Here is a 25,431-nt window from a genome sequence, read left to right as displayed (position 1 = left end):
ACAATCCTCCCCGAAAAACAACTCCGTCGGAATTCCGACAAAACCGTCTTTTCAAAATTCAATTGACAAATTTCAAGAATCTCCTTCACCGCAGTTTCCCAGAAACTCGCCCGAAAGAATTCTAATACTTTACAAGGATTTTGCGATTTCTATTGTCTTTCTCTGAGATCAATAGAGATAAAGAGGAAACGATGGCATCTGGTAACGAGAAACTACTCTCTGTTTTACATTCCCTAAAAAAAGGGTTTCAAAATCTCTTCCTCTTTTCAAAGGCACATTGGAAACAAATTCTAAGATACGGCGCGATTCTCAGCCTCTCCGTCGGCTCCTTTTTGATCGGCGGTTCTTACGTCGTCTGGTTGACAAAAAAAGACGAAGTCGTTTCCAATCTCGACAAATTTAAGAATGAAGTCACCAATTACTATGAAATCAGCCAGATCCGTCCCATTCGAATTTTAGATCGAAACGGAAAGATGATCGGAGAATTTTCCAGGAGAAAGTTCAAACCGATCCGCACAGACAATCTCGCAGAGCATGGAAACATCGTCTGGGCTCTTCTTTCATCCGAAGACCGAGAATTTTACAATCACCACGGAATCAACTACGCGGCCCTTATCAGAGCTCTGATCATTAACCTTACTACGTTTCAAAAACAGGGAGGTTCGACGATTACACAACAGCTTGCAAAACTCACCCTGGATCTTGGTGCGAGAAACATCTTTAATAAAATTACGGAATTCTACTGTACCTTTTATCTGGAAAGCCAATTCGATAAGAACACGATTCTTGCGATGTATCTCAACCGAATTTTTCTCGGAGAAGGAAACACGGGCGTAGAAGAAGCCAGCCGTTACTATTTTAACAAGGCCGCTTCCGAACTGACCCCGGAAGAAGCAGCCATGCTCGTAGGAATCATTCCAGCCCCCTCCAATTACAATCCGGTTCGAAGTCTCAAGACCGCTTTAAAAAGACAGAAGTTGGTTTTGGTTCCAATGGCGGATAACGCACATTTGAATCCAAATCCATCCAAAGTAGGGAAGGATTTTTCAAGACTTATAGAATCGAATCTCAAAAAGTTTAAAGCAATCTATAAAGTCGAAATCACAAAAGACGGAGAAAAAGAATTCTATTCTTCCGATATCGCGAGATACGGATTCGACAAGGACTTTACGGTCAACCTCGCTCCCGATTTTAACTACGGAATCCGCCAGCATATTCTCGACACTTTCTCCGAAATCGATATCGAAACAAGAGGAATGAACGTCTACACGACTCTGGACTACGAGAAACAGGACGCCGCTGAAAAATCGCTCAGAGAGGGAATCGAGTCCGTCCGAAAAAAATTAACCGAAACCAAAGCCGCGTATCAAAAAAAGAACAACTCGGATGAGGCACGAACACAACAATCCATTATCGACAACATGAACGGCTCTCTCATTTCGATCAATCCGAGTAACGGTTATATAGAAGCTATGGTGGGTAGTTACAAGATTTCGAATATATTCCGCCTCAATCGGGCGGTCTCCGCCCTAAGACAACCGGGTTCCACGATCAAAGCACTCGTTTATGCGATCGCTTTCGAAAATCGAATCATTACTCCTTCCTCCAAAGTTGTGGACGAGGAAATCAATATCAGAGGATATTCTCCGAAAAATTGGTATAAGGGTTATAAAGGAGAGATCACCGCGAGAGTTGCGTTCGCTCAATCCATCAATACGGTCGCGGTAAAATTGTTAAACGAATTCGGAGTTGGGGATTTCTTGGAAAAGGTCTCTATGATTCTGGATATCGATAAGGCGACCTTGGAAAAAAGATTCCAGCCGAATCTTTCCTTGGCGCTCGGGTCAGGAGAATTGTCTCCGATGGAACTCGCTCTTATCTACGCGACGATAGCCAACGGCGGTAAAAAAGTCACACCGATTCAAATTTTAAGAATCACGGATTTTGAAGGAAGTGAAATGTTTTCAGCCCCGCTCAAAGGCCCTGAAGAAGCGATTCAAATTTTGGATCCGGTAGCTTGTGCGGAAACGATGAATCTTTTAGAAGCGGTGTTAAGCGAACAGGGAACGATGAAACTCAGACTCAAAGAGGAAAATTCTTTTCCGATGGGCGGAAAAACGGGAACGGTTCAATCCCCGAAAGAAGCCCGGAAAAAATGGGGATCTAGGAAGGGAGTTAGGGACGCTTGGTTTGCGGGAGTCAATCCGGACTTGGTCACAACGGTCTGGATCGGAAACGACATTGGAGCACCTTTTGAAGGTTCCGGTTCTGCGATCAGCGGAAATATCTGGTTTCGTTACGTGAATTATATAGCGAGCAACATAGGCTTTTCCGAAACTTTGATCAAACCGTTTAACGGTGATTTTGTGAAGGTCGACGTCTGTGGAGATACGGGTTCGCTTCTTCATTCTTCCGTTCCTTGTGCTCATCCTCTCTACGGACAATACTATTACATCGGAGAACAACCCGGACCTCCTTCCGATGTGACTAACGTAACAACGGAAACGAATACGCAGGAAAATTCTCCGGTTATAGGAGATCGAAAAAATGCTCCGCCACAGTCTGAAGACGGAGACGAAGATTCCGTGGAACTCGAACTTCCGGAAGTTAAAGAAATTCCACCAAATTAGAATATCGTTTTGCTTTTTCGGAAATGAGAAACGTTTCATACGGAGACCAGAGATAAACCCAAGGATATTCTCTCAAAAGAATCTGAAGCGCCGTGGAGGTTTCCGATTCTAAATGTAGAGAATCGGATTTCCTCGTTTTCGAAAGTAAAACTTCCATCTCAGGATTTTCGTAGTGAGCGCGGTTACCTCCGTTGCCTTTGTCCTTTCCGGAAAATAAGGGATCAATAAAGTTCCATGCACCCGGAAGATCGGCATACCAGAAAAGCAACGTTAAATCTCCTTTGCCTTCCGCGTTCTCCTTATAAAGAATCGCTTTTTCCATAGGACGAATCTTGATCTTTAAACCGATCTCTTTGAGAAATCCTACCAAGGCCAATCCGTTCGCGCTATTTTCCTCGTCGCCTCGCATTCTAAAATCGATTTCTCTCTCTAAAATTTTCGGGTAACAAGAAGACCGCTTGAGATATTCGATCGCGAGATTTTTTTTATGACTCGAGATCGTATCGATCTCGGGATTCTTATTTAGGATTTCCTTTTTCATCGTTTCAGAAATTGTTCCCGGCGGAACGGAAGCGAAGGTTGGATCCGCATTTCCTTCGAGTAATTTTTGAATCACAAGATTCGAATCAATCGCGGTATTGATTGCCTTTCTAAAATCCAGATCAAAACAGGAATCCTTGGATTGAATCGCGATGTATTGAACCCCCGATCCTTTTCTAAAAAACAAATTCTCTTTTTTTAGATTCGGATTTTTGAGTAGAAAATTGGGGAGACGCATCAGATCCATTCTTCCCTTGGAAAATAAAAAAACTCCCGTGGAAGACGAAGTTAGAATTCTCAAACGGATTTTCTTGGGAAGATTCCCCTGGAAGAAAGGATTTTTTTCCAATAGAACGTAATTGTTCTTTTTCCATTCTTTTAAAAAATAACGTCCCGCTTTTGGAACGGGAGAAATATTATTTTTCTCTAATGTTTCAAAGGACTCGGCTTCGAGAGGATCGGTTTCGTTTTGTTTACAACAAACGATCGCGGAAGGAGGCAAGGAAAGAGCGTCAACGGCTTGTCTGAGTCCCCCTGAGATTTTCAACTCGATCTCTTTTTCGCCGATCACTTTCGTCTCTTTCAAAAAAGAATATTGACTTCGCCTCGGGCCGGGAGTGTTTACGAGTCGATCCAAAGATTCTTTGACCTGATGCGCTCTTAATTCTTCTCCATTCGTTAGGTGATGAAGACGGAGCTTGAGTCGAAGGGAACGAAGTTCTCCGGAACCTTTTAACTGAAAGGACTCCACGAGTTGATAACCTTCTTTTCCATCCGAAGTTTTTTGAAATAAAAACGGATATAAGAATTTGCCGAGAGTTCTCGAAGACAAATCCGTCGAAAACAAAGGATCCAAGCTGATCGGATCCGAAGGAATGGAAAGAATCAATTCTTCCGGATCTTCTTCCCGCGAATTACAACCGGAAAAAAGAAAGGACAAAACAAGGATTCCTGCAAAAAAGGGTAGAGAAGTATTCAAAAGACTAAACCTGTCCAATGAACATCTATAAACGGCTCCTAAAGTATTCCTTCAAGTACAAATACAGATTAATTTCCGGGGTCGTACTTTCTTTTCTCGTTTCGGTTTTAAACGGGGCGTCTCTCACCTCTTTGATTCCGATCTTCGATTCTTTGGGAACCGGAGAAAAGACGAGTTTTGAAATTTCCCTTACAAAAAAAGACAAAGCCCTCATCCAACGTTACGAAGAAAAAGATTCTTTTTCGAGCGTTGAATCCATCGAACTCAAACTCGCTCAGTGGAAGATCAAACTCAATTCTTCTCTGAAAACAATGAGTCATGACGAACTCGTTTTACTTTTTTGTTTTATCGTTTTTCCGGTTTATCTTCTCAAATTGATCTTCTTGGCCGCCGCCGTCTATTGTATCAATTCTGCGGGTTATTTGGCGATTCGAGATCTCAGGGCGGAGCTTTATGCAAAGGCCCAGACGCTTCCTCTGAATCATTTTGTGCAGGAAAAAACCGGGATCTTGATGAGTAGAATCATCAACGACGTGGAAGTTCTCGGTAAACTGATCAGCTCCGATCTCAAAGACGCGATCATCGATTTTTTCTATATCATCACACATTTACTTCTTCTTCTCTATCTGAGTTGGAAAATGTTTTTGGCCGTTTTTATCATCGTTCCCCTTGTTATGGGACCGGTTTCCGCGTTTGCGGATAAAATTCGAAGGGCGACTCGAAATCAACAGGAACGTCTTTCTTCGTTAAACGGACATCTTCAAGAAGTGATTTCCGGGATTCGTGTGATTCGCGCCTTCTCTATGGAAAAGGCCGAAGCCGATCGATTCCGGGAACTCAATCAAGATCTTTCGGACAAAACATTTCAAGGACACTTCTATCACCAGATCGGACCTTCTTTAACCGAATTGTTTAGCTCGATCGTCGCGGTGATCTTTCTGAGTTTCGGCGCTTATCTCATGGAAGACGGAACATTCTCCAGAGGGATGTTTATGGCGTTTTTCCTAACGTTGATCTTCTTGATGAGACCGTTCAAACAGATGAGTATGCTTTCCAATTCGATTCAGAGCGCGATCTCCGCGGGTGAAAGGGTTTTCGAACTTCTGGATCAGGAAACGGATGTTAAGAATCCGGAACAACCTAAATTCTTAAAGAAGATGGTAAAAGGAATCCGATTTAACAACGTTACGTTTAGATATCCGGGTTCCAAAAATCCTGCGATCCAAGAAATCAATCTCGACATTCCGAAAGGAGAAACGATCGCCCTTGTAGGAGCTTCGGGCGCCGGGAAATCCACGTTAGTCGATCTTGTTCCTCGACTCATTGATCCGCAGGAAGGCGAGATCTATTTGGACGATATCGATATCCGGGAACTGGATCTGAGCAATCTTAGAAAAAGAATCGGAATCGTTGCACAGCAGGTTTTTCTTTTTAACGGAACGATTCGAGAAAACATCTGTTACGGAAATCAAGGTGTTACCGACGAACAACTCCATTCCGCGTGCGAACAAGCCTTTGCGATGGAATTCATTCTTTCATTCGAGGAAGGTTTTGAAACGATCGTGGGTGAAAGAGGTGTGATGCTTTCGGGCGGTCAAAGACAAAGAATCGCGATCGCGAGGGCCCTTCTTCTCAATCCGGAAATTCTCATCTTGGACGAAGCGACTTCGGCTCTCGATACGGAATCGGAAAGACTCGTTCAACAGGCCTTAGAATCCCTTTATAAAAATAGAACCGTAATCATCATCGCGCATAGACTTTCCACGGTCCAGATTGCAAACCGAATCTTCGCGATGGAGGACGGAAGAATCGTAGAATCCGGAACTCATTCCGAACTGATCCAATTGGACGGAAAATACAAAAAACTCTACGACATTCAATTCGCCGAAACGGCGGATAATGCAGAAGTTTAGAAAATTCTAATTTACTCATGAAGTCTTTTACCGTTTTTTCATTGCTCCAATTAGTTTTTTTTCCACTTTTCTACGCCCTTTCCTTTGTTTATCGAGGACTGTTTTTACTCGATCAAAAATTCGCAACCAAGAAAAAACTTCCCGGAGCCTTCGTAATCAGCGTCGGAAATCTTTCCATGGGCGGCACCGGCAAAACCCCTTTCTCCATCCTTCTCGCCAAAATGATTCACAGGGAGTTTCCGGCGAAAAAAATCATTCTCCTTTCCAGAGGTTACGGTTCTACGGAAACAAAAAACGGGCTCAGAGTCACACAACAATCCAGCCCTAGAGAAGCGGGGGACGAACCTATACTTTTAAAAAAACATCTCCCGTTTGCGGAGGTTTGGATCGGTCGAGATCGTTACGCTTCTTATCTTCGTTTTAGAGAAGAATTGGGAATTCAGGAAGATACGATCGTCATTTTGGACGACGGCTTTCAACATCACGTTTTGGAAAGAGATATGGACATCGTCCTTTTGGATTCGAGCAAAATTCATACCGATAGATTTTTAATTCCCGCCGGAAATCTGAGAGAGCCGTTCTCAGCGCTTTCCAGAGCGGATTGGATCGTGTTTTCAAAATACGAACCTTCGGTCGAACGTGTGATTCAGAATTTGCAGAAAAAATTCTCAAAAGGAATCCTGCGATTTTCCTTGGAACCGGACAAACTCCTATCGCCGAATTTAAAATTGGATTCCACAAAACTTTTATATGGAAAAAAAGTTTATGCGTTCACCGCGATCGGAAATCCCGAGGTGTTCTTTTCGATGATTCGAAGTTTTCATCCCGTCGAATTGTCGACGAGATCTTTTCGAGATCATCATTCTTATACGATGGAAGACGAAAACGAACTAATGTCGATCTCAAAGGCTTACGACTTTGTAATCTGTACCGAAAAAGATTTGGTAAAAATTTCGGAACCGCCGGAGAATCTAAAAATTCTTATCTTAGAAAGTAAATTGGATAAAGAGGAGAAACTCGTTTCTTCCCTTAAGAATCAAATCGTTTAAGGTTCTTTTCCAAAAACGTATTTCTTGAGGATTCTCTTTAAGACTTCTTCGTTTCCTTTCGTTTTTTAAAAAAGAATTTCGAGCCGCTTTGCAACTTATAGATTTTTGTTTTTATTACAAATTTGAAGTCCTTGAAAACGGATTCCTTTCTCCAATAAGAAATTTTTTTCTTTCTAATTTAATTTCTAAAACTTTAAATCGAATTGCAGGATTTAAGCGATGTGTTAAGATTCCCGATACTGGTTTTAAAGTCGGCCCATTCTATGAAAAAAATTATTTCCTCAACATTAGCGTTGTTCCTTTTTGCAAATTTATCTCTCCTCGGTGAAACAATTCTTCTGAAATCCGGGGATAAGCTGGAAGGTATGATCGTCGCTCAGGACAAAGAATCTGTGACTTTCAAACTCGCAGACGGAACCACAAAAGTTTTTCCGAAGTCCGCGATACGAAAAATTTCTTTCGGAAAGATCGTAGAACCTTCTTCCGTCAGTAAGGAACCTCCTGTTTCCGAAAAGGAAAAGAAAATCAAAGAGGAAAAAGATCTTTCTGAAAAACGAAAACAAGAAGAAGAGAAACTCAAATCCAAGGAAGAAAAACTTAAAAAGAGGGACGAACAACTTTCGAAATCTAAACGACATTATTTGGAAGGTTCTTTCGGAGTCGGGGGAGGAGAAAGTCAAACGGAACTCCGTCCTTTTTTCCAGACAATCCAATACGCCGGGCTTCTTTTTGGCGGAGGCGGTCAGACGGAAATACAATCCACACCCTACAAAAGTAGGAACAACAGCTCTACAACGCGTTTATTTTATGCGTGGAACCGTTTTACATTCGAAGTCCGAGGAACGGAAGCCAAAGGAAATTTAGACGTCGCAGGATTCCAGACCCTTTCTTTCGGGGGAGGAAGCGGCTCGTCTTCCGCCACGGAGAAAACCACGAACCTACTTTTCGGAAACGGAACCACGAAGTTTCAAAAAGTTTCCACAAGGGTCGGATTTACTCCCTATCCTCATCCCGTTTTCGATCTTCAAGTGATCGGAGGAATCGAAAGGATTTGGACAAAAACTTCTCAGGAAGTCGATAGCATCGGCGGAATCACCTCGACGGGAATCAATCCGAACCGAGTGAGTTATCGTGAAACGAGCAACCATTTCAAAGGATATAGCGTCGGACTCGGATTTGAATGGAAATTTTTAGAAAGATTCACTCTACAAGGCCAGATCCTCCGTTTGGAAATGCAAGGTCCGTCTTCCTTTCGAAGCGACGAGTTTCGATCGGAATCTTCGGTTCCCGTCAAATACAACCAATTTGGTTTGGACTATCGATGGAAATCCACTGGAACCGAGTTGAATCTGAAACTTTCCGCAAAGGTGAAAGGAGATTGGAGCTTATTTGTGGAAGCGAGTAACATGACTCTCAAAAATACATTACAATCCGGTTATATAACTGAAAACGACGGGGGAGGAAATTCGGATCCTTCTCAAATTTTACTCAAGGTTTTTGCACCTCAAATTTTAATCCCGATCTTATTGGATTCGAAAACCGTTCTGACCTACGTTCAGGTCGGCGCGAATTATCGTTTTAATTTTTGAGGTGGAACGGGGTCTTTCCAATTCCACCATTTTAACTTTTCCGAATTCGGTCGTTTTGTGTTCAGTGCGTAGTAGACACAACGAAAGACGTAGAGCATACAACGATCCACCTGAGTTCCTTGTAATTCGCAGATTCGAAGATAGAGTTTTTCAGGATCCTGCGGTTTGATTTCATCCAGACTTCGGAATCCGAGATTCCAAAAATCCATCGCGATCGACTTACCGACCCCGGGAAGGGTTTGAAATTCCTTTAGAATATCGGACTTTTCCACGTAGTCTATATCGGATTTTGAATATTCTTTTTTACTCATGTATGAGAACACGCCTTACAATCGGAACGTTTTAAAAGGGAAACTTTGTGAAAGTTCATGGACTTGGCCTCCAATTGAAGAATCGATCCGAAAACTCCCGGAGATTCTTCGTTTACCAATCCTAATAAGAATTTAACGGCCTCCGTCGCTTGAATACTTCCTATGATTCCCGCCATACTTCCGATCACTCCGGCCTCGGAACAACTCGGAATCGCGTTCGAAGGAGGAAGCGTTTCGTAGACACAACGATAGCAGGGGTCGATTTCGGGACGAATTCCTAAAACCATTCCGTCAAAACGAAGAATTCCCGCTATGATAAGAGGAATGTTCAGCTTACATGCGAGATCGTTGATCAAAAACTTGGTTTCGAAATTGTCGGAGCCTTCTAAAATCAGGTCGTTGTCTTTTAAAAAATTCTCCGCATTCTCCTCGTTGATACGAAGAGAAAAAGATTCGATTTCGATAAAAGGATTCAATTCTTGGATTCTTTGTTTTGCGATTTCCGATTTGGAAAAACCGATATCGGAGTGTTTAAAAAGAATTTGTCTTTGAAGATTGGTTGTATCGATGAAGTCCGAATCCAGGATTCGGATCTTTCCAACACCAGCCGCCGCGAGATAGTAGAGAACGGGAGATCCCAATCCCCCCGCACCGATCACAGTAACACGAGAGGCTTTGAGAGATTCTTGGCCCTTCCTTTTGACTTCATCCAGAAGAATGTTCCGTGAATAACGGCTTATTTCCGGAGGAGTCAACAAGGGCTTAGGAAAAATTAGAGTTTGAGTTTCTTTTTGATAAGATCCAGGAAATCGGAAACGTATTCGTCTCCTCTGCGATTCTTATCTGCAAATTCGAAAGCTTCTTTTGTGGAGTCTTCTAACTTTTCGTTTTTTGTCGTGATGTTCAGGAGAGAAGCTAAAGACGCGTAGACGATGTCCCCGTTTTCGGAAGAGATAATCTTGTTTTTTAGCGCGATCGCAGTGTCTCCAGGTTCCGCAATTTTGCCAAGGGCGATCGCAGCGGCGGTTGCGATTTTTGGCTCGTTATTGCGGTTGAGAAGATTGATGAGTTCCGGAATCGCGGACTTTTCTTTGCCCTTTCCGAGCGCCAGCGCGGACTCGTATTTTTCACTGTCGGAACCGGAGGAAAGAGTTTTGATATGTTCGTCGGTCGATTTTTCCGCGAGAAGCGCGCCGGAAGTAAAAGAAACAACGAGAGCGAGAATTAGAAGAGAACGAGATTTCATAGAGGACTCCTTTCCCTCGGAAGAATCGCGTCCGGAAACGGAACCGTCAATCGAAAATTGACCTTCCTTTCGGTTCGAAAATTGAGGGAAGAATTTGGATTTTTCAAAAAATAGAAACAAAGCACTGGAGGACCGTTTTTTTCTTTGTCTTCCAAAAGCTTTTCTTAAAGACTTCGGACGAATTCTCGTCCGAAACCACAAGGCCTTTGAAATCAAAATCAGCCTGTCGTAGTTACGACGCTCTTCCGTGAAACTCGCGCGCCCCACCCGATTTTCGGGAGGTGGGGTGGGTGGTGGAAAAAATCCGGAGGACTTTGCTATATCACAAAATTCTAATTTTGCAAGCACAAATCCCCGTGTAGGAACTCCTAAAAACCCTTCTCTCGGGACGATCCTCCTTGTCTCTCCTCTCACTTGTAGGTAAGGTTATGCTGATTTTGGGCGTCGAAGAAGCGCGGCAAAAACACTCGGGCAGATTTCCCGATCAGGAAATGAACCTTTTTGCAAACAGAATTCCTCTCGTCGGAACTCCGACAAAAACCTTGGGACGATTCTCATAGCAGTTCCTCTCAACTTGCGGGAAAGAAAGGCTATGAGATTTTTGGAATGAAGGGGAAAGGGAGGGAAGACCTGGGAATTTCCTCCCTCACTGAGGTTTTTTTCGCAAATAGAATGCAGTTTAGTTTTTGTGTAGGAACTCCCATGATATCGGGAAGACCAACTCCCTCCTTACCGAAATAAAAAGCCGAAACGGACGATCACAAAATTAGCAGCGAAAGAGGGAAAACGTTACTTTGAAAAAGGCATCCTCGAACGAAAGATAGAAATTGTTGTTCCTCGTGGGAGTTCCTACAACAAAATTCCTCTAAAAACGAGAGGGCGAATTCGAGAATTCGTTCTTCCCGAGATTTTCTTCCGAAATATTTGTCCCGATCTTTCCTTTTTTCGGCTATACTATTCAAAACAGAAGTTTGAAAATTTCCGAATCAATAAGGACGTTCTTTATGGAAGCAATCTCTCCGAGTCACATTCCCTCCGATCTCACAGGACCGAATCAGGCGCACAAACGGAATCTTTGGCTGACTGTCCTCGGACTTGTTCTCTTTGTTCTTGTCTATCTTTCCTTAAGCGGATGGTTTGCTTGGGCTTCCTATTCTTTTCTCCGTCACGGTTTTACCGGAAACGGCGGAGACTTCTATTCATGGATCGCGGGGATCGGTTCCGGCTTGATCTCCTTATTTATGATCAAGGCTTTGTTCTTTGTAAAAAAGGGAAGTCTTGGAAACGAATACGAAATCACTGAAAAAGACCAACCTCAACTTTTTCGATTTCTTCATCAACTAGCGGACGAGACCGGAGCTCCAAGACCGCACAGAGTATTTCTTTCTCCCCAGGTAAACGCCTGTGTCTTTTATGATTTATCCATACTCAATTTTTTCTTTCCTTCTAAGAAGAATTTAGAGATCGGACTCGCACTCGTAAACGTTTTGAGCGTCAGTGAATTGAAAGCGGTTCTGGCGCACGAGTTCGGACATTTTGCGCAGAAAAGTATGGCCGTCGGGAATTGGGTCTATATCGCGCAGCAAATTGCGGCGCATCTGATCGCGAGACGGGACGCACTGGATGATTTTTTGCGTTCCGTTTCCCGTTTTGATATTCGCGTCGCTTGGATCGGTTGGATCCTCCGTCTTGTGATCTGGTCTCTTCGATCGGCGTTAGAATCTTTTTTCAATCTTGTGGTTCTAGCGCAAAGGGCGCTTTCCCGAGAGATGGAGTTTCAAGCGGATTTGGTAGCAGTCTCCGTGACGGGAAGCGACGCATTGATTCATGCATTGCATAAATTGCAGGCGGCGGACGAGGCCTGGGAAACAACGCAGGGATTTATCACGGATCATATAAGAATCGGGAAAGGTGCAAAGGATATCTTTCCGATCCATTCTAAGATCATAGATCATTCTCGAAAAATCTGGAACAATCCTCATTACGGAGCCGTTCCGGAATTACCTTCCGAAAATCCGGAGAACCACCGCGTCTTTACTTCGGAAATCGCACAGCCTCCCCGTATGTGGGCGACTCATCCTTACAATCATGAAAGGGAAGCGAACGCAAAAAAAAGATATATTCCCGGATCTTTGGACGACCGAAGCGGCTGGTTGGTGTTTGACGACGCGGAATCTTTACGTGAAAAATTTACGGAGAAAATTCTTTCCGATTTCAAAACGGAATTCAACCAAGATCCGGAGATTTTAACCTTGGTCGACGAATTCTACAAAAAGGAATATCTCAACAGTAATTACAGGGGAGTCTACTTAGGAAGATCTTTTGTGCGTTATGCGTCTTCTCCTGTGGAATTCTATAACTATAAAGTGGATTCTCCGAAGGAAGAATTGGAAAAACTGTATCCTCAGAGTTTATCCGATCAATTGGAGAAACTTCGTTCCTTGGAAAAAGAAAAAAATTTATTGGCCGGTCTGCGGGACGGCTTTTACACTCCGGCCGACGGGATCATTCGTTTTCGAGGAAACGAATTAAAAAAGAGGGAACTTCCGTCAGCGATCAAAAGTTTGGAAGAAGATTGTAAAGAAATCCAAACTCTTATTTTCGAACACGATAAAAAATGCCGTTCCGTCCATAAAAAAGCCGCTGAAGAAATCGGGATGGGTTGGCCCGAATATTTGCAGGGGTTATTGGAGATTCTACACTACGCCGATCATTCCCGAGCAAATATCGAAGACAGTCGAGCCTTGTTGAATAACGTCTACTCTGTGGTCACCGCAGATCGGCACGTGAGTAGCGCGGAGTTAATTCGACTCGTCGCAGCCGGAAACCAAGTCTACGAAGCTCTTTCCGAGGTACATAAACATAAGAAAAATATAATATTAGGATCGGAACTTTTAAAAGATCTCGATTTGAAAGATTGGTCTTCCGCTTTTAGCGAGTTTGAATTTACGAGAGCAACTGAGGACAATATGCAGAAATGGCTCGAAGTCGTGGATTCCTGGATCGACGAAGCTCTAAGCGCGCTCTTTGCACTCAAACACGCAAGTCTGGAAAGGTTATTGATCGCAGAATCCAAAGTTGCCGAAAAAATTCGAAACCGCCAATCCACATTAGAACCCGCGCCGGAGCCGCCCAAAGTGGTTTCAGAATATCCGGTCCTAACGCCGGGAAAAGAACGAGAATTGCAGAAACGTCTGGATCTTTGGGATAGATTTCAAACCGCAGACGGGCTCGGTCCCGGACTTTTGCGTTTTGTCGTTGCGACAGGGATATTGGGCGCGGCGTTGTACTTCACAAGTTTTGCGGTTCTCCGTTAAAATCGCAAAACGATCCAGGAAGATTCGAGAATTCGGATTCCATTTTCGATACTTGCGCCTTGGCAAAGGTATAAAAATATCGAAAAAAAATCCGAATTTCTTTTCCATTGACCCTTTCTCGAAAAAAAAATTCGCGAAAATGAATCGAATTCCCCAAAGACTTCCCATACCTGCAGCAAGTTGGAAAACGATCTAAGAATCAGCAGGCTCCAATCCGAATTTTTGTTAAGAATACTTACCTTGGGAACTTTTTAGACGCAAAGTACGAATTTTCTCAAAAAAACAAAGTCGCTCAGAACCTTCAGGAGGACCTCTCGTCGGAACTCCGCAACTCTTCCGTGAAAGCCGCGCGCCCCACCCTGATTTCGGGTGGAGGGGAGCGGTGGCGGGAAAACCTCGGAAACTTTCCTCTATCACAAAAACAAACTTTTCGCAAGAAAAAATTCTCATGTCGGAACTCCGACAAAAGCCTTTGGACAATTCTCGTAATAGCTCCTCTCAACTTGAGGGAAAGAACGTATCGGGTTTCAAAAACGATCCGAAATTTCAAAATCCTTTTTATGGAACGAAAGGATTGGACGAAACCCGCCGATTTTTAGCTCCTCTTGTGATTGTCATTTCTCCGAGTTTCGTAAGAATGGTACGAAGTTCCCGAAATTCACAGAGATATGTCAGCACTTCCGTTCAAACTTGATCCGATCAAATCCTTCTTTCAATATTGGAAGAAGGAATTCTTCCCTCTGAAAATTTTGGATAAATATCTATTCGGAGAATTCTTTAAAATTTTTATAGGAACCGTAATTCTACTGACCGGAATTATGTTACTCTCCCTCGTAAACGATAACATGAGAAACTTTACGGGTACGAAAGCTCCTCGTTATCACGTCGCTCTTTTTCTACTTTACAGCCTTCCTAAAATCATCTCTACGACCGTCGTATCGATGTCTTTGATGTTTTCGATTTGTTTTACGGTGGGACAGTTTTCGGTAAACAAAGAACTCGTCTCGATGATGGCGGCAGGAGTTTCTTTTTTTAGAATCGTAACTCCTTTGATTCTTTTCGGAATTCTGATGTGGGTTGTCATGCTCTTGGGAACCGAACTCATCGTACGGCCCGTCAACAAACTCGCGAAGATAGAACACGATACTCTTACGGAAGGAATGGGAACGTTGTCAAACAGCGTCTATCAATTTCACGTAAAAGGTAAAGAAGGATTCTACTATTTATATTTTTACGATCCGGACAAGGACGAGATCAATGGCGGATTCAATTACATCCGACTTCGTCCGGACGGATCTCCCGAAACTGTAATCTCCTCCTTAAAGGCAAAATACAACTACGAGACCAGACTCTGGAAAATGAAAAGAGTTGAAGAATGGCATTTTGATAACGACCTCAATCTTTCTTCTCAAGAATCCTTTGATGAAAAAGAATACGAATTACCCGAAGACCCGGCCTACTTCAAGGTTCCCGCGGGCTCCGTGGAAGAAATGAATTTGATTCAATTGGGAGAAGAGCAAAAAAGAAGAATTCAGAAAGGCCTTCCTTACGGAGACGTTCTTACCGAAAAACATTCGGTCTTTGCGCTTCCGATGATGACAATCATCGTAACCTTGATCGGAACGATCGCGGGATACTTTACGAAAAAAACTGCGGGAGTCGCTTCTTTAGGAATTACTATCGGAGTCGTTTTGATCTATTATATCTTCAATTCCGCGGGAAAATCGTTGGGCGAAAACGGCGTCATCCCCGCGTTCTTAGGTGTTTGGATCACACCGGGAATGTTTTTAGGTTTATGTTTTTGGATGTTTCGTCGCATGAATCTTTGAAATCTTAAGTCAATTTATAATTTTTTTTACGGTTTCCGAAAAAAAATTCATTTATTTCCCTCGTACCATCCGATATCTAGTATAGATTGTCTACAGAATTAAAATCTTTGATGCGACATAGAGCACTTAAGGAAAGAAGTCCCTTCTAAAGTTCACAACACAAGTTGGTGTTCTTTCCGGATTTATCATTCTGAAGGGAGGAAAGAACATGGAAGTTCCACTCACAAATCTGATCAGCTCTGCGGAAAAACTCATCCGCGATAAACGGTCTTCCGTTAGCGGAAGAACTGCGTCCGCGCAGGAAGGACAAGGAAGTCTGGACAAAACGGAATTTTCTTCGGGACTCACGTCTCGATATCTGAAAATCCAGGAAACCCTTTCCAGCTTACAGGGAGAATTCTCCAAAGAACAGATGAAACTCGGAATCTTGAATGAAGGAAGTACGCCGAACAGCGAACTCATCAACATTCTTTTTGGAGAAACACCTTTGTTCAGAGAATTGTCCGAAAACCCGGACATGGATCAAGCCGTTCTGAAAGAGCAGATTCAGGATAAAAAAAATAAACTTACGGATTCGATCCGTAACTTGGAAGTAGAATCCGAAAACATTTTTTCAGTGGGAATGTTGAAAGGTCAGGAGAATTTCTCCAAATCCTTGGAAGCAATCACAGGAAAAGGCGTTCAGATGAAACCTCTTTCCGAAAAAGCCATAGAACGATTGATTAAAGAATAAGAATCGGGGAATTTTGTAGAGTTCAATTCCCCTTTTTTTTTACCCGGTCCGGATCCACAGCCGACCTGGTAGCTACATTAGAATTTTTGCATTCACCTCTTAACCCGCGTCCTGATCGGTGAAATTCTCCCTTCCCCGAATTTGAATCCGTTCGCTCGAAATTTTCTTTAACGTTTCTTTACGTTTTAAATGGGAAAAAATTTTCTCCACGTCGTTGAGATAATCGATCCATAATTCCAGCTTGAGTTTTCGAGGGCGATCAGGAACTTCCAAGAAAAATTCTTTATAAGCCGAGTTTTTATTTTCGAAAGGAGGAGGAATTCTTGTATCGGATTCTAAAACACGAGGCTCGTCAGATCTTTCTTTTTCCTCTTTGGTTGCATTTCTATATAACTTTCTGAAAATAAATTCTTCCCGGAACTTTCCGGATTCCGAATATACCTTCAGCCGAAGCGCGCGAAAAAGATCCCCCGTAGGATACGAATGACCGATCCCGTTCGACACGACTCGAACCGCAATCGTTCTGGGGCCGACATATTCCGCTTCCAGGTCCAGACTTTTTTTCAAGTCCGGAAGGGAATGTCCTCCTCGGAAGGAATGTGTATTTTTAGTCGATGGCGCAAGATGACAATCGATACAATTCGATTCGTCCGCAAATCCGGAATGACGCCATTCATCCTGCGTTCCCTGCATAGTTAGATTAGAATATTCTAAAGTAGACTTACGATCTGAAAAAGAAGTCCAAGTCGGAAAGTTAAACTGATGACAAAAAGCGCAAAGTTCCTCGGTTCCAAAAGAATCGATTACCGTATATTCGTGATATTTTTTTGGGAACAGCTTCGGATTTTCGGAGGTTAGAATTTTTCCTCCTCGAACGTGACAAACGTTGCACGAAATCCCCTCCTCCGGCTTAAACGGAGTTTGATCCAAACTCGAACGTAAGGGGGAATGACAATTTTCACACCATTGCATCGGCTCTTGGGAGAAGCTACTTCTATAGATCTCGTTTGTATGAGCGACTCTATGACGAGAACGGCTCCAATTCTCATAAACCGTTTTGTGACAAGGTTTGCAATCCGCCGCCGAATCGAGCAATTTACCGGAATTTATATCTCGGATCGGATCAGAGCCCGGATGAAAGGAAACGAAGTGAATCCCTTTATCGAACTTTAAGAATTCAAAAAGTGTGGTACTTTTTTTTACGGATTCCGAATCGGAAAAGGTGACGTAAAAACAACCGGTTGTAAAAAAATAAAAGAGAAGATAAAAATTAAATTTCATTGGATTGGATTCGAAGAATCGGAATCTCCGATTGAAAAAATACATTTTGAGTTGACCCGTTCTGCGGCAAACCTCATTTTTATCGAATCAACTTTCGGATCCGATCAAAAATATGCACAAAAGTAGATTCCCTTTTCTTATTCGTTTATCAATCAATCTGGCTTTATTACTTTTTCTCCATTCTTGCGCGAGTGTGCCGATCGGTTTTGGAATCGTTCTTCAAAAAGACATTAAGGTATATGCTAAACCTACCCTAAAAAGCGAAATCGCCTTTTCCTTGGACCAATCTTCGCCGTATGACGTTCTTGCCGCAGATCTTCCGGACAAGGATTCAGCGAGCAAATTGCTTTGGTTTAAAATTCGCCAGAAGGACGAGGAAGGATTTATTTCCAAAGAAGAGGAGATTCTTAAAAACAACGTTCTCAATTTTCTCCCGGTGATCGGAGATAAGTTCGGTTTAGTGACTGCGACTCAGCTATTATTGCGGGAAACGCCAGGCACAAGGGGAAAAATTTTGGGAAGATTGGCGACAAGAAACATCGTTGAACTCGTTGAAGAACATTCAAAAAAGATAAACATCGATGGGATGCAGGGCACTTGGGCCAAAATCAAAACAAAAGACGGCAAGATCGGATTTGTATTTACCGCATATCTTATGAGAGGAATCAGTCCTGAAGTTTTGTCAAAGACGGACACGATCGAATTGCGTCAGACCGGATGGGCCTTGCTTACAAAAAACCCGACAAAAGTATTCAAATATACGAATGGGAAATTAATTTCTAACTCCGATCTCCCCTATGAATTTACCAAAGGTGCGGAACTTTACTTTACTCAAAAACTCATAACACCTCAGGGTAAGGTTTACTTTTACATATCAGGCGAAAAACGCCCTAATTACGATTCCGACGAACCGGAGCAAGATCGAGTTGTCTATTCAGGATATCTTCCGGCAGAGAATTTGAAAAATTATCCTACCCATTCCAAATTGTATTTAGACAATAACACCTTAAGTTCGGATAGGGCTCTTCTGGAAGAAATCGACAAAGCTTTGAGCGGGGACGCCGACTTAAGCACGGTTACTGAAAGCGAACATTCCTTTGGAAGAAAAAAAGTGTATCACGTAGAAGTTCAGGCGAAGAGCACGTATGTCGATGATACCAATTCGTATAAAAGAAACCTGCTGATTCTCAAAGAAGGAAAATCTTATACGAATCTGCAAATCGGGATCGGTGATATTCAGTTTGAGGATTTGGACGGAGACGGAATCGACGAAGTGATGCTTACCGAAACGTCCGGGAGATCGGGTGATATCAGCCAGGTTTTATATCGATTCAATGGATCTAAATTCGAGACCTTACTTAATTTTTCCGGTTTTGACGGAGAATGTGGACATATCACGTACAGCAGTTCAAGCATTTCTTTAAATTCAAAAAACTGTTCCAAAGAATCCAAAGAAAGAATCAAAGTTTTTGAATATGTTTTGAAAAAAGGAAAACTCGTTCCACTTCGATAGTTCAATTTTTCTAACCAACGGACCGATTCACTTATTATTGAAGTCCCTCTACAATGCGATTTACAGCGGTAAATAAGACGTCTCTAAATTTCTGATCGAAAAGATGCGAACATAAATCAATACGATCTTAGAACTATAGCGAACGTCTTTGAACCCAAACCGACATCGGATAAGAAAAACAAAGTCGCCCTCTCCACCTCCTATCTAAAATCCAAGGGATTGAAGAATCTGAGTCTTTCCAAATCCGCACTCAAGAAGGCAGAAAACAAAACCGATTCTTCGTGCAGACATAGAACCGGCGGGAAGGAAACCTCCATGTCGGAGAATCTGTTCTAATTGGCATACAAGGGACCGGAACTAATCAGAAATCGCACGTTCTGCGCGGAAGAAAAGAAATACTTCCGTTATCAGGAATTCGAATGAACCAAGTTGTGTCAAAATCCCTCCGATTGGATCGTTCAAAAAAGAGCGGCAACAAACACATTAGAAATATCTAAAAAACAGTACGATAAAACGATTTTGAGCGATTTCTGCGATTCGTTCTAATTGTCTGAACGCGATCTTCACGAAATTGCGGCTATCCGAATAACGATCAAGCAAATCACGCATTTTAACGGATTTCAAACCCCGCTCCCCTTTTAAAAATCAATAACAAACTTATAGAAAGAGACTCGGTTCGCTACTGATTTTGCGGAATTTCAATTTACCCGAACAGCTGTAGTCCGTAAATAGTCATCCATGATCCCATCCGCAAATAAATTAAAACATTCAAAATTAATAATATTCTTTTTTCTCCTTGTTTATCCGTCCATTTCGGTTGTGTCGCAGGTGAAAGAACAACCTACCGAAACCACTCAATCGGAACGAAGATCACAAAAGCCGCTTCAAATAGGAGGCATTTTCTTTCCACAACTTCCTTTCCTGCGAGTAAACTATAATTTCACGTCCAATCTATCCGTATTTTTGACCGCCGCCGTATTTCGTGGAGGGACAATCACCGGGCTTTCCTTCGACGACAATACAAACTCGCTCGTGGAGACAAAATCCGAATGGAATACGAAAGCCAACTTCTCTTCGTTGGGGATAGACTGGTTTCCGTTCGATAAAATTCCTGTGCATCTTACCGGATTAATCGGCTCTCAACAACCGTATAAACTAACCGTTCACGAGTATTTGACCGTCAATCCTTTGAATAACCAATCCTTGCTTCAGGAAAGTCCTTACGCCTACACCGCGACTCCAAGACGCACGAGTATGATGGGATTGGGGATCGGATTTCGCTGGATTTTTTCGAACGGAATTTATTTAGGCGCTCAATTCGTTCGTTACTATGCGGAACAAAAGGTCGATTTTTTTGCATACACCGAACCTCGTTTAGGCGCATCCGCAAGCGTTTTAGACGTTTGGACCTACCAAAAATATCTCGAACAAAGATTCGGAACGATGGAATATTTTCAAACGTTTTATCCGTATGTAGGTTTCAGCTTTTGAATGATTCGATAAAAATTTCGAAAATGAATTTTAAATCGTTTGAGACATTTCTCGATCACTTCCAGGACATTACGAAAGTTTTTCGAATTAAAACCGCCTTCCTCTGGAACGAATCCGCGATTCGTCCGAGGTCGTCGCAAATCCGATGTTCACGAAATTGCGGTGATCCGAATACCGATCAGGCGGATCGACCGACACAGATCGAAATACATCTATAATTTTCGCACCAACGAAACCCCGTCTGCAATCGGGACCATACTGATATCCACGTTCGGGTCGTTGCTTACGAGTTCGTTAAACTTTCGAATTCCGACCGTGGAAGGTTCTTGGTGAGAATCGTCGGCGACACTTCCGTCCCAAAGAACGTTATCCGCAATCAACAATCCGCCGGGTTTGAGTAATTTTAAAATCAGGGGATAATAGTTCGGATAATTCTCTTTGTCCGCGTCCAGAAAAACTAAGTCGACCGAGGACGGTCCGACATCGAAGTTTGGCGCCCAACTCGGCGAAGTCTTTGAATCCAAAATCACTTGCAAAGTTTCTAATGCAGATCCGATCTTCAAATGGATCTTGTGCTCCAGTCCGGATTCTTTCCAGTATCTCTTTGCAATCTTTGTCCATTCTTCACTGATATCACAACAAAGAATTTTTCCGTCGTCCGGTAGCGCAGAAGCAAAACAAAGTGAAGAGTAACCGGTAAACGTCCCGATCTCAATGATTTTTTTGGCTCCGCTGATTTTGGTAAGAATGTTTAAAAACTGCCCCTCTTCCGGGCTAATCTGCATGTTGGCCTGAGCCAACTTTGCCGTTTCTTCTCTGAGTTTTTGAAAGGAGGATGGTTCTCGAACTGAAAACCGGAAGATATACTCTTCCAGCTTTTCAGTCAGTTGAATGTTCTTCCGACTCAAGGAGTACCCTCGTAGATTTTTTTCAAATCGGCAACGATATTCTTTTGCATCGCTTCGTTGGTTCCTCCTCCGATGGAAAGAAGAATGGAATCTCTATGAAGTCTTTCGACCGGATATTCTCTGCAATACCCGTATCCCCCAAGCGCTTGAATCGCGTTCCGAGACACTCGTTCTGCCATCTGAGTCGCGACCAGCTTCGCGGAAGCGGCTCCCAAAGAATTTCGATTTTCCGGATGAATTTGGGACGCGACGTTATACACGAGTGCGCGAGCCGCTTGAAAATCAGCATAAGATTCCGCTAATAGTCTTTGGATTTGTCCGAACTCGGCGAGTTTTTTTCCGAAAGCCTCTCTATGGCGAATCGTGTAATCGGCCATGATGTCCACACAACGTTTTGCGATTCCTAAGGACTGAGCCGCAAGAGTGATTCTTTCGATCTCGAGATTTCGCATCATGTGAACGAGAGCGCCGTCTTCCTGACCGACCAAATTCTCCGCAGGAACTTCACAATCTTCGAATATAAGCTGAGTCGTAGGAGAGGAACGCATTCCCATCTTCTCTTCTTTTTTTCCCACGCTGAATCCGGGATAAGAACTCTCTACGATAAACGAAGTCATCTTCTTGGAATTCTTATCCAACTTTGCATAAATCAGAAATACGCTTCCCGTACTTCCGTTGGTTATATATTGTTTGGAACCGTTTAATATGTATTTGTCGCCTTTTTTGGTCGCGATCGTTCTGAGTCCAAGAACGTCGGTTCCGGCTCCGGGCTCGGTCATCCCCATTCCGCCGATCCATTCTCCCGAAATCACTTTCGAAAGATACTTCGCCCTTTGCGCGGGATTCGAACTATGATAGAAATTATTCACGAACAAAACTTCGTGTGCGAGATACGAAAGCATGAATCCGGGATCGTAAGCTGACATTTCCTCGTGAATGATCACCGCCGCTACTGCATCCATTCCCATTCCACCGTCTTCTTCCGGAACTGTTACTCCAAATAGACCCAGCTCGGAACCGATTCTTCGAAAGAGAGGAAGATTGAAGGTTTCATGCTCGTCGTTTTCCTTCGCTTGAAGGTCCATATTCTCCTTCGCGAATTTGGCTACGTTCTCCCGAAGCGCTAAGTGGTTCTCGGTCGGGTTGAATAAATCATTTGGTTTTTCTAGTAATGCTCTCATGTTGTCCTCTTCTCTAATATCCTTCTTCCCCGCGACTAAAACAGCTCGACAGAGAATCTTTCTTTTCCAAAAACTATCTTATGATCTACGCTCTCATTTTGACAATCCTTTGTGGACTTTTTTTCTTCCTATCTTACAAGGGAGAAGGAACTCCGAAAAGCCTTTCTTCTTTGAGAATCGGGTTTCAAAGGGCCCTCAATTCTCCGTTTCAAAAGAATTCTCTCTTCCTACTTCTGTCTCTTAGCGCCTGGATGTTACTCCCGCTTTTTTGGGGACTTGCCTTTTTCTTAAAGACGGATGCGAATGTTTTGATCGTAATCGGATTTATGGTCTGGACGTATTACTGGTTGAAATATCTTTTCTCAACCGATGAGATCGCTTAGACTTGCTTAAAAAAGTGGTTTGCACTACATAGACACAAGATTTTTGTGTTAACAGCACTAATTTTTTTTGGAGTACCCATTTAATGAAAATCATCGTATTAGTGAAACAGGTACCTGACACCGAAACCAGTATTAAAGTAGGGGATAAATCCATCAACGAAGCCGGAATCAAGTGGATTATTTCTCCCTATGATGAATTTGCTATCGAGGAAGGAATCAGACTGCGTGAAAAACACGGTGGCGAAGTAATCGCTGTTTCCCTTGGACCAGACAGAGTTGTAGAAGCTCTTAGAACCGCTTACGCTATGGGCGCCGATCGCGCGGTTCATGTTAAAGTCGACAACTACGTTCCTTTTGATACGAACAACACTGCGGAACTGATCGCTAATTTCGCGAAAGCCGAAAACGCAGACGTAATCATCGGAGGAAGACAGTCCATCGATACTGATTCTTCTCAAGTTGTCGTTCAAGTTGCGGAACTTCTTGGAATTCCTCACGTCGCATTTGCTGTGAGCCTTGAAATCAACGGAACCGCAGTGAAAGCAACGAAAGAAGTAGAAGGTGGAACACAAACCATCGAAACTTCCACTCCAGTAGCTCTTACAGCGCAAAAAGGACTCAACGAACCTCGTTATCCTTCTCTCAAAGGAATCATGACTGCTAAGAAAAAGCCAGTGGAAACAAAATCCGCTGCGGATCTCGGCAACCCTGCGAGCAAAATCGAAGTTGTGGGACTGGAGCCTCCTCCACCACGTATTCCTGGAAGAAAACTGGAAGCAGCAGACGCAAACGCGTTCGCATCTCAACTCGTAAAAGCTCTCAGAGAAGAAGCTAAGGTTATTTAAGGAGAACACCCGTGAGCAACGTATTAATTGTTGGCGAATTGAAAGACGGAGAACTTAAAAAAATCTCCAGAGAAATCACTTCCGCAGGAAGAAAGATCGCTGATTCCATCGGCGGTAAAGTTGTAGCTCTTCTCATCGGAAGCGGAGTTGAAAAATACGCTCCTGAATTAGCGGCAGTCGGAGCTGATACGATCATCACCGTAAACTCGGGAGAATACAACGCTGAAACGTATTCCAATCTGGTTGCGGAAGTAATCAAGGCACAAAGCCCGGCGGTAGTTCTGCTTCCACACACTTCACAAGGAAAAGATTATTCTCCTCGTGTTGCCGTAAAAGCTGGCGCTGGAATCGTGGCGGACGTTGTTGGATTCTCCGTTGACGGAGGAAAGGTTGTTGCTAAAAAACCGATCTACTCCGGAAAAGCTTACGCAAATTTTAAAGTAACAAGCGCGATCCAAATTTTTACTGTTCGTCCAAACTCTCAAGAGATCACCCAAAAAGCGGGAGCTGGAGCTGTAGAAGCGGCTTCTCCGGCGGCTGGTGATGCGAAAGTAAAAATCGTTTCTACCGACTTGAGCGGCGGTTCGAAAGTTCAATTGACTGAGGCTTCGATCATCGTTTCCGGTGGTCGTGGTATCAAAGGACCGGAAAACTGGCCGATTCTTCAAGAACTTGCGGACACTCTCGGAGCGGCTCTCGGAGCTTCTCGCGCGGCGGTGGATGCTGGTTGGATTTCTCACTCTCACCAAGTTGGACAAACCGGGAAAACCGTTTCTCCAAATTGCTACATCGCATGCGGAATCTCCGGCGCGATTCAGCACTTAGCGGGAATGGGATCTTCTAAGTATATCGTAGCAATCAACAAAGACGGAGACGCTCCGATCTTTAAAGTTGCGACTTACGGAATCGTTGGAGACCTTTTTGAAGTTGTTCCCGCGGTTACTGCAGAGTTCAAAAAAGTACTTGGATAATCAACCTGCGAAACGACCTATTACGCGATCCGTAGAGAGCGAAATTGCGTTAGAGGGAGTTGAGCATGAGTTTTTATTCAAAAAAAGTACTTGGATAATCAACCTTCGCGCATAGTTTGAAACTATGGCATTTTTGAAAATCAGGAGACTACTCCCGGGTGCCGCAGGACTGATCCTAGTCTGCGGCATTTCTGTTTCAGGGGATCCTGGACGCGACAGACTCAACGCACTCTTAGGAAGAATGGGGGAAATCTCCAGTCTTCGAGCCAGCGTAACTATCAATAACGAAATTTCCGGAACACTTTCTTTTAAGAAACCGAACTATTTACACGTCAAATTCTCTGACGGCAGAGTTGTATCTTCCAACGGAAGATTTCTTTGGTTCTATTCTCCAGCAAGAGCGATCGTAGGCAAACAAGACCTCCGCGGAAGCACGGGCGGCGTCTTTGGATTGTTAAGCGGTTACGAAGAAGTGACCCAAATTGGCGGATCGATCCGACTCAAATCGCCGACAAAAACATACGAAGAAATTGTTGTAACAATGAATCCCGATAACACTCCCAAGTCGTTAAGAATGAAACACAGAGGCAGCGGCGAATACACTTCAATCAGTTTTTCCGGTGTGCAGACTAACGTTGGTTTGTCGGCTTCTCTTTTTAACTTCAGTGCCCCGTCCAGCGCGCAGATCGTTGAAAACCCGTTGAACGAAAAGGAATAGTCTT

20 protein-coding genes are annotated in these 25,431 nt (G+C 43.3%); 13 read left to right on the top strand and 7 right to left on the bottom strand.

Features of this window, described 5'->3' with window-relative positions; genetic code table 11:
- Window positions 1–191 precede the first annotated feature (191 nt).
- Window positions 192–2,630, top strand: coding sequence for a transglycosylase domain-containing protein (locus tag JWG45_RS13975; protein ID WP_205280313.1), 2,439 nt, complete (start codon window positions 192–194; stop codon window positions 2,628–2,630).
- On the opposite strand, the gene JWG45_RS13970 is transcribed toward JWG45_RS13975, so the two are convergent.
- Window positions 2,608–4,167 carry an ABC transporter substrate-binding protein gene (locus JWG45_RS13970; RefSeq protein WP_205280312.1) on the bottom strand — a complete coding sequence of 520 codons (1,560 nt, stop codon included), beginning with the start codon at window positions 4,165–4,167 and terminating at the stop codon, window positions 2,608–2,610. The genes JWG45_RS13975 and JWG45_RS13970 overlap by 23 nt on opposite strands.
- Here JWG45_RS13970 and JWG45_RS13965 point away from each other — a divergent pair.
- The 3 genes from JWG45_RS13965 (at window position 4,167) to JWG45_RS13955 (ending at window position 8,700) form a co-directional block, all read left to right on the top strand.
- Window positions 4,167–6,062, top strand: a complete 1,896-nt coding sequence (locus tag JWG45_RS13965) for an ABC transporter ATP-binding protein (protein WP_205280311.1) — start codon at window positions 4,167–4,169, stop codon at window positions 6,060–6,062. The genes JWG45_RS13970 and JWG45_RS13965 overlap by 1 nt on opposite strands.
- Window positions 6,063–6,079: 17 nt before the next feature.
- On the top strand, window positions 6,080–7,111 hold the full coding sequence (lpxK, locus tag JWG45_RS13960; protein ID WP_205280310.1) for a tetraacyldisaccharide 4'-kinase: 1,032 nt from the start codon (window positions 6,080–6,082) through the stop codon (window positions 7,109–7,111).
- 263 nt (window positions 7,112–7,374) lie between these two features.
- A complete protein-coding gene (locus JWG45_RS13955; RefSeq protein WP_205280309.1) occupies window positions 7,375–8,700 on the top strand; it encodes an LA_0442/LA_0875 N-terminal domain-containing protein in 1,326 nt (441 codons plus the stop codon).
- Here the strand turns inward: JWG45_RS13955 and JWG45_RS13950 are convergent.
- From JWG45_RS13950 to JWG45_RS13940, 3 genes are read right to left on the bottom strand one after another with little or no spacing between them, the layout of a single operon-like run.
- Window positions 8,682–9,011: a helix-hairpin-helix domain-containing protein gene (locus tag JWG45_RS13950; RefSeq protein WP_205280308.1), complete on the bottom strand. Its 330-nt coding sequence runs from the start codon at window positions 9,009–9,011 to the stop codon at window positions 8,682–8,684. The two genes, JWG45_RS13955 and JWG45_RS13950, sit on opposite strands and share 19 nt — an antisense overlap.
- Window positions 9,008–9,769 carry a HesA/MoeB/ThiF family protein gene (locus JWG45_RS13945; RefSeq protein WP_205280307.1) on the bottom strand — a complete coding sequence of 254 codons (762 nt, stop codon included), beginning with the start codon at window positions 9,767–9,769 and terminating at the stop codon, window positions 9,008–9,010. The genes JWG45_RS13950 and JWG45_RS13945 overlap by 4 nt, the downstream gene beginning before the upstream one ends.
- 14 nt (window positions 9,770–9,783) lie before the next feature.
- A complete protein-coding gene (locus tag JWG45_RS13940) occupies window positions 9,784–10,257 on the bottom strand; it encodes a HEAT repeat domain-containing protein (protein WP_205280306.1) in 474 nt (157 codons plus the stop codon).
- A 1,004-nt stretch (window positions 10,258–11,261) separates the two neighbouring features.
- Between JWG45_RS13940 and JWG45_RS13935 the strand changes: the two genes are divergently transcribed.
- From JWG45_RS13935 to JWG45_RS13925, 3 genes are all read left to right on the top strand, one after another.
- A complete protein-coding gene (locus tag JWG45_RS13935) occupies window positions 11,262–13,574 on the top strand; it encodes a M48 family metallopeptidase (protein WP_205280305.1) in 2,313 nt (770 codons plus the stop codon).
- A 668-nt stretch (window positions 13,575–14,242) separates the two neighbouring features.
- Window positions 14,243–15,403, top strand: a complete 1,161-nt coding sequence (locus JWG45_RS13930; protein ID WP_205280304.1) for an LptF/LptG family permease — start codon at window positions 14,243–14,245, stop codon at window positions 15,401–15,403.
- Window positions 15,404–15,611: 208 nt separating this feature from the next.
- Window positions 15,612–16,136, top strand: a complete 525-nt coding sequence (locus JWG45_RS13925) for an LIC10415 family protein (RefSeq protein ID WP_205280303.1) — start codon at window positions 15,612–15,614, stop codon at window positions 16,134–16,136.
- Window positions 16,137–16,235: 99 nt separating this feature from the next.
- Here the strand turns inward: JWG45_RS13925 and JWG45_RS13920 are convergent, their stop codons facing one another.
- Window positions 16,236–17,417, bottom strand: a complete 1,182-nt coding sequence (locus tag JWG45_RS13920; RefSeq protein WP_205280302.1) for a multiheme c-type cytochrome — start codon at window positions 17,415–17,417, stop codon at window positions 16,236–16,238.
- Between the two features lie 112 nt (window positions 17,418–17,529).
- On the opposite strand from JWG45_RS13920, the gene JWG45_RS13915 reads away from it, so the two are divergent.
- Entirely contained in the window at window positions 17,530–18,930 is a 1,401-nt protein-coding gene (locus JWG45_RS13915) for an SH3 domain-containing protein (protein ID WP_205280301.1), read from the top strand.
- 738 nt (window positions 18,931–19,668) lie between these two features.
- Window positions 19,669–20,421: a hypothetical protein gene (locus tag JWG45_RS13910; RefSeq protein ID WP_205280300.1), complete on the top strand. Its 753-nt coding sequence runs from the start codon at window positions 19,669–19,671 to the stop codon at window positions 20,419–20,421.
- Between the two features lie 212 nt (window positions 20,422–20,633).
- Here JWG45_RS13910 and JWG45_RS13905 read toward each other — a convergent pair whose 3' ends face one another.
- Together JWG45_RS13905 and JWG45_RS13900 are read right to left on the bottom strand one after the other, a co-directional pair.
- On the bottom strand, window positions 20,634–21,329 hold the full coding sequence (locus tag JWG45_RS13905) for an O-methyltransferase (protein WP_205280299.1): 696 nt from the start codon (window positions 21,327–21,329) through the stop codon (window positions 20,634–20,636).
- The gene (locus JWG45_RS13900; protein WP_205280298.1) at window positions 21,326–22,510 is read right to left on the bottom strand and encodes an acyl-CoA dehydrogenase family protein; all 1,185 of its coding nucleotides are present in this window, start codon (window positions 22,508–22,510) and stop codon (window positions 21,326–21,328) included. Before JWG45_RS13900 ends, JWG45_RS13905 begins: the two co-directional genes overlap by 4 nt.
- 80 nt (window positions 22,511–22,590) lie before the next feature.
- Here JWG45_RS13900 and JWG45_RS13895 point away from each other — a divergent pair, with 80 nt between their 5' ends.
- The 4 genes from JWG45_RS13895 to JWG45_RS13880 all read left to right on the top strand — a co-directional run bounded on the left by JWG45_RS13895 (window position 22,591) and on the right by JWG45_RS13880 (window position 25,427).
- Window positions 22,591–22,893, top strand: a complete 303-nt coding sequence (locus tag JWG45_RS13895; RefSeq protein ID WP_205280297.1) for an LIC10362 family protein — start codon at window positions 22,591–22,593, stop codon at window positions 22,891–22,893.
- 83 nt (window positions 22,894–22,976) lie between these two features.
- Window positions 22,977–23,738 carry an electron transfer flavoprotein subunit beta/FixA family protein gene (locus JWG45_RS13890; protein WP_118966584.1) on the top strand — a complete coding sequence of 254 codons (762 nt, stop codon included), beginning with the start codon at window positions 22,977–22,979 and terminating at the stop codon, window positions 23,736–23,738.
- A gap of 11 nt (window positions 23,739–23,749) precedes the next feature.
- Window positions 23,750–24,709 (top strand): electron transfer flavoprotein subunit alpha/FixB family protein, encoded by a 960-nt coding sequence (locus JWG45_RS13885; RefSeq protein WP_205280296.1) that lies wholly within the window; start codon window positions 23,750–23,752, stop codon window positions 24,707–24,709.
- 124 nt (window positions 24,710–24,833) lie between these two features.
- Window positions 24,834–25,427 (top strand): LolA family protein, encoded by a 594-nt coding sequence (locus tag JWG45_RS13880; protein ID WP_205280295.1) that lies wholly within the window; start codon window positions 24,834–24,836, stop codon window positions 25,425–25,427.
- Window positions 25,428–25,431: the final 4 nt, after the last annotated feature.

It is taken from the genome of Leptospira ainlahdjerensis, assembly GCF_016919175.1.
Taxonomy (GTDB): domain Bacteria; phylum Spirochaetota; class Leptospiria; order Leptospirales; family Leptospiraceae; genus Leptospira; species Leptospira ainlahdjerensis.
This window is presented reverse-complemented; position numbering and strand designations above follow the sequence as displayed.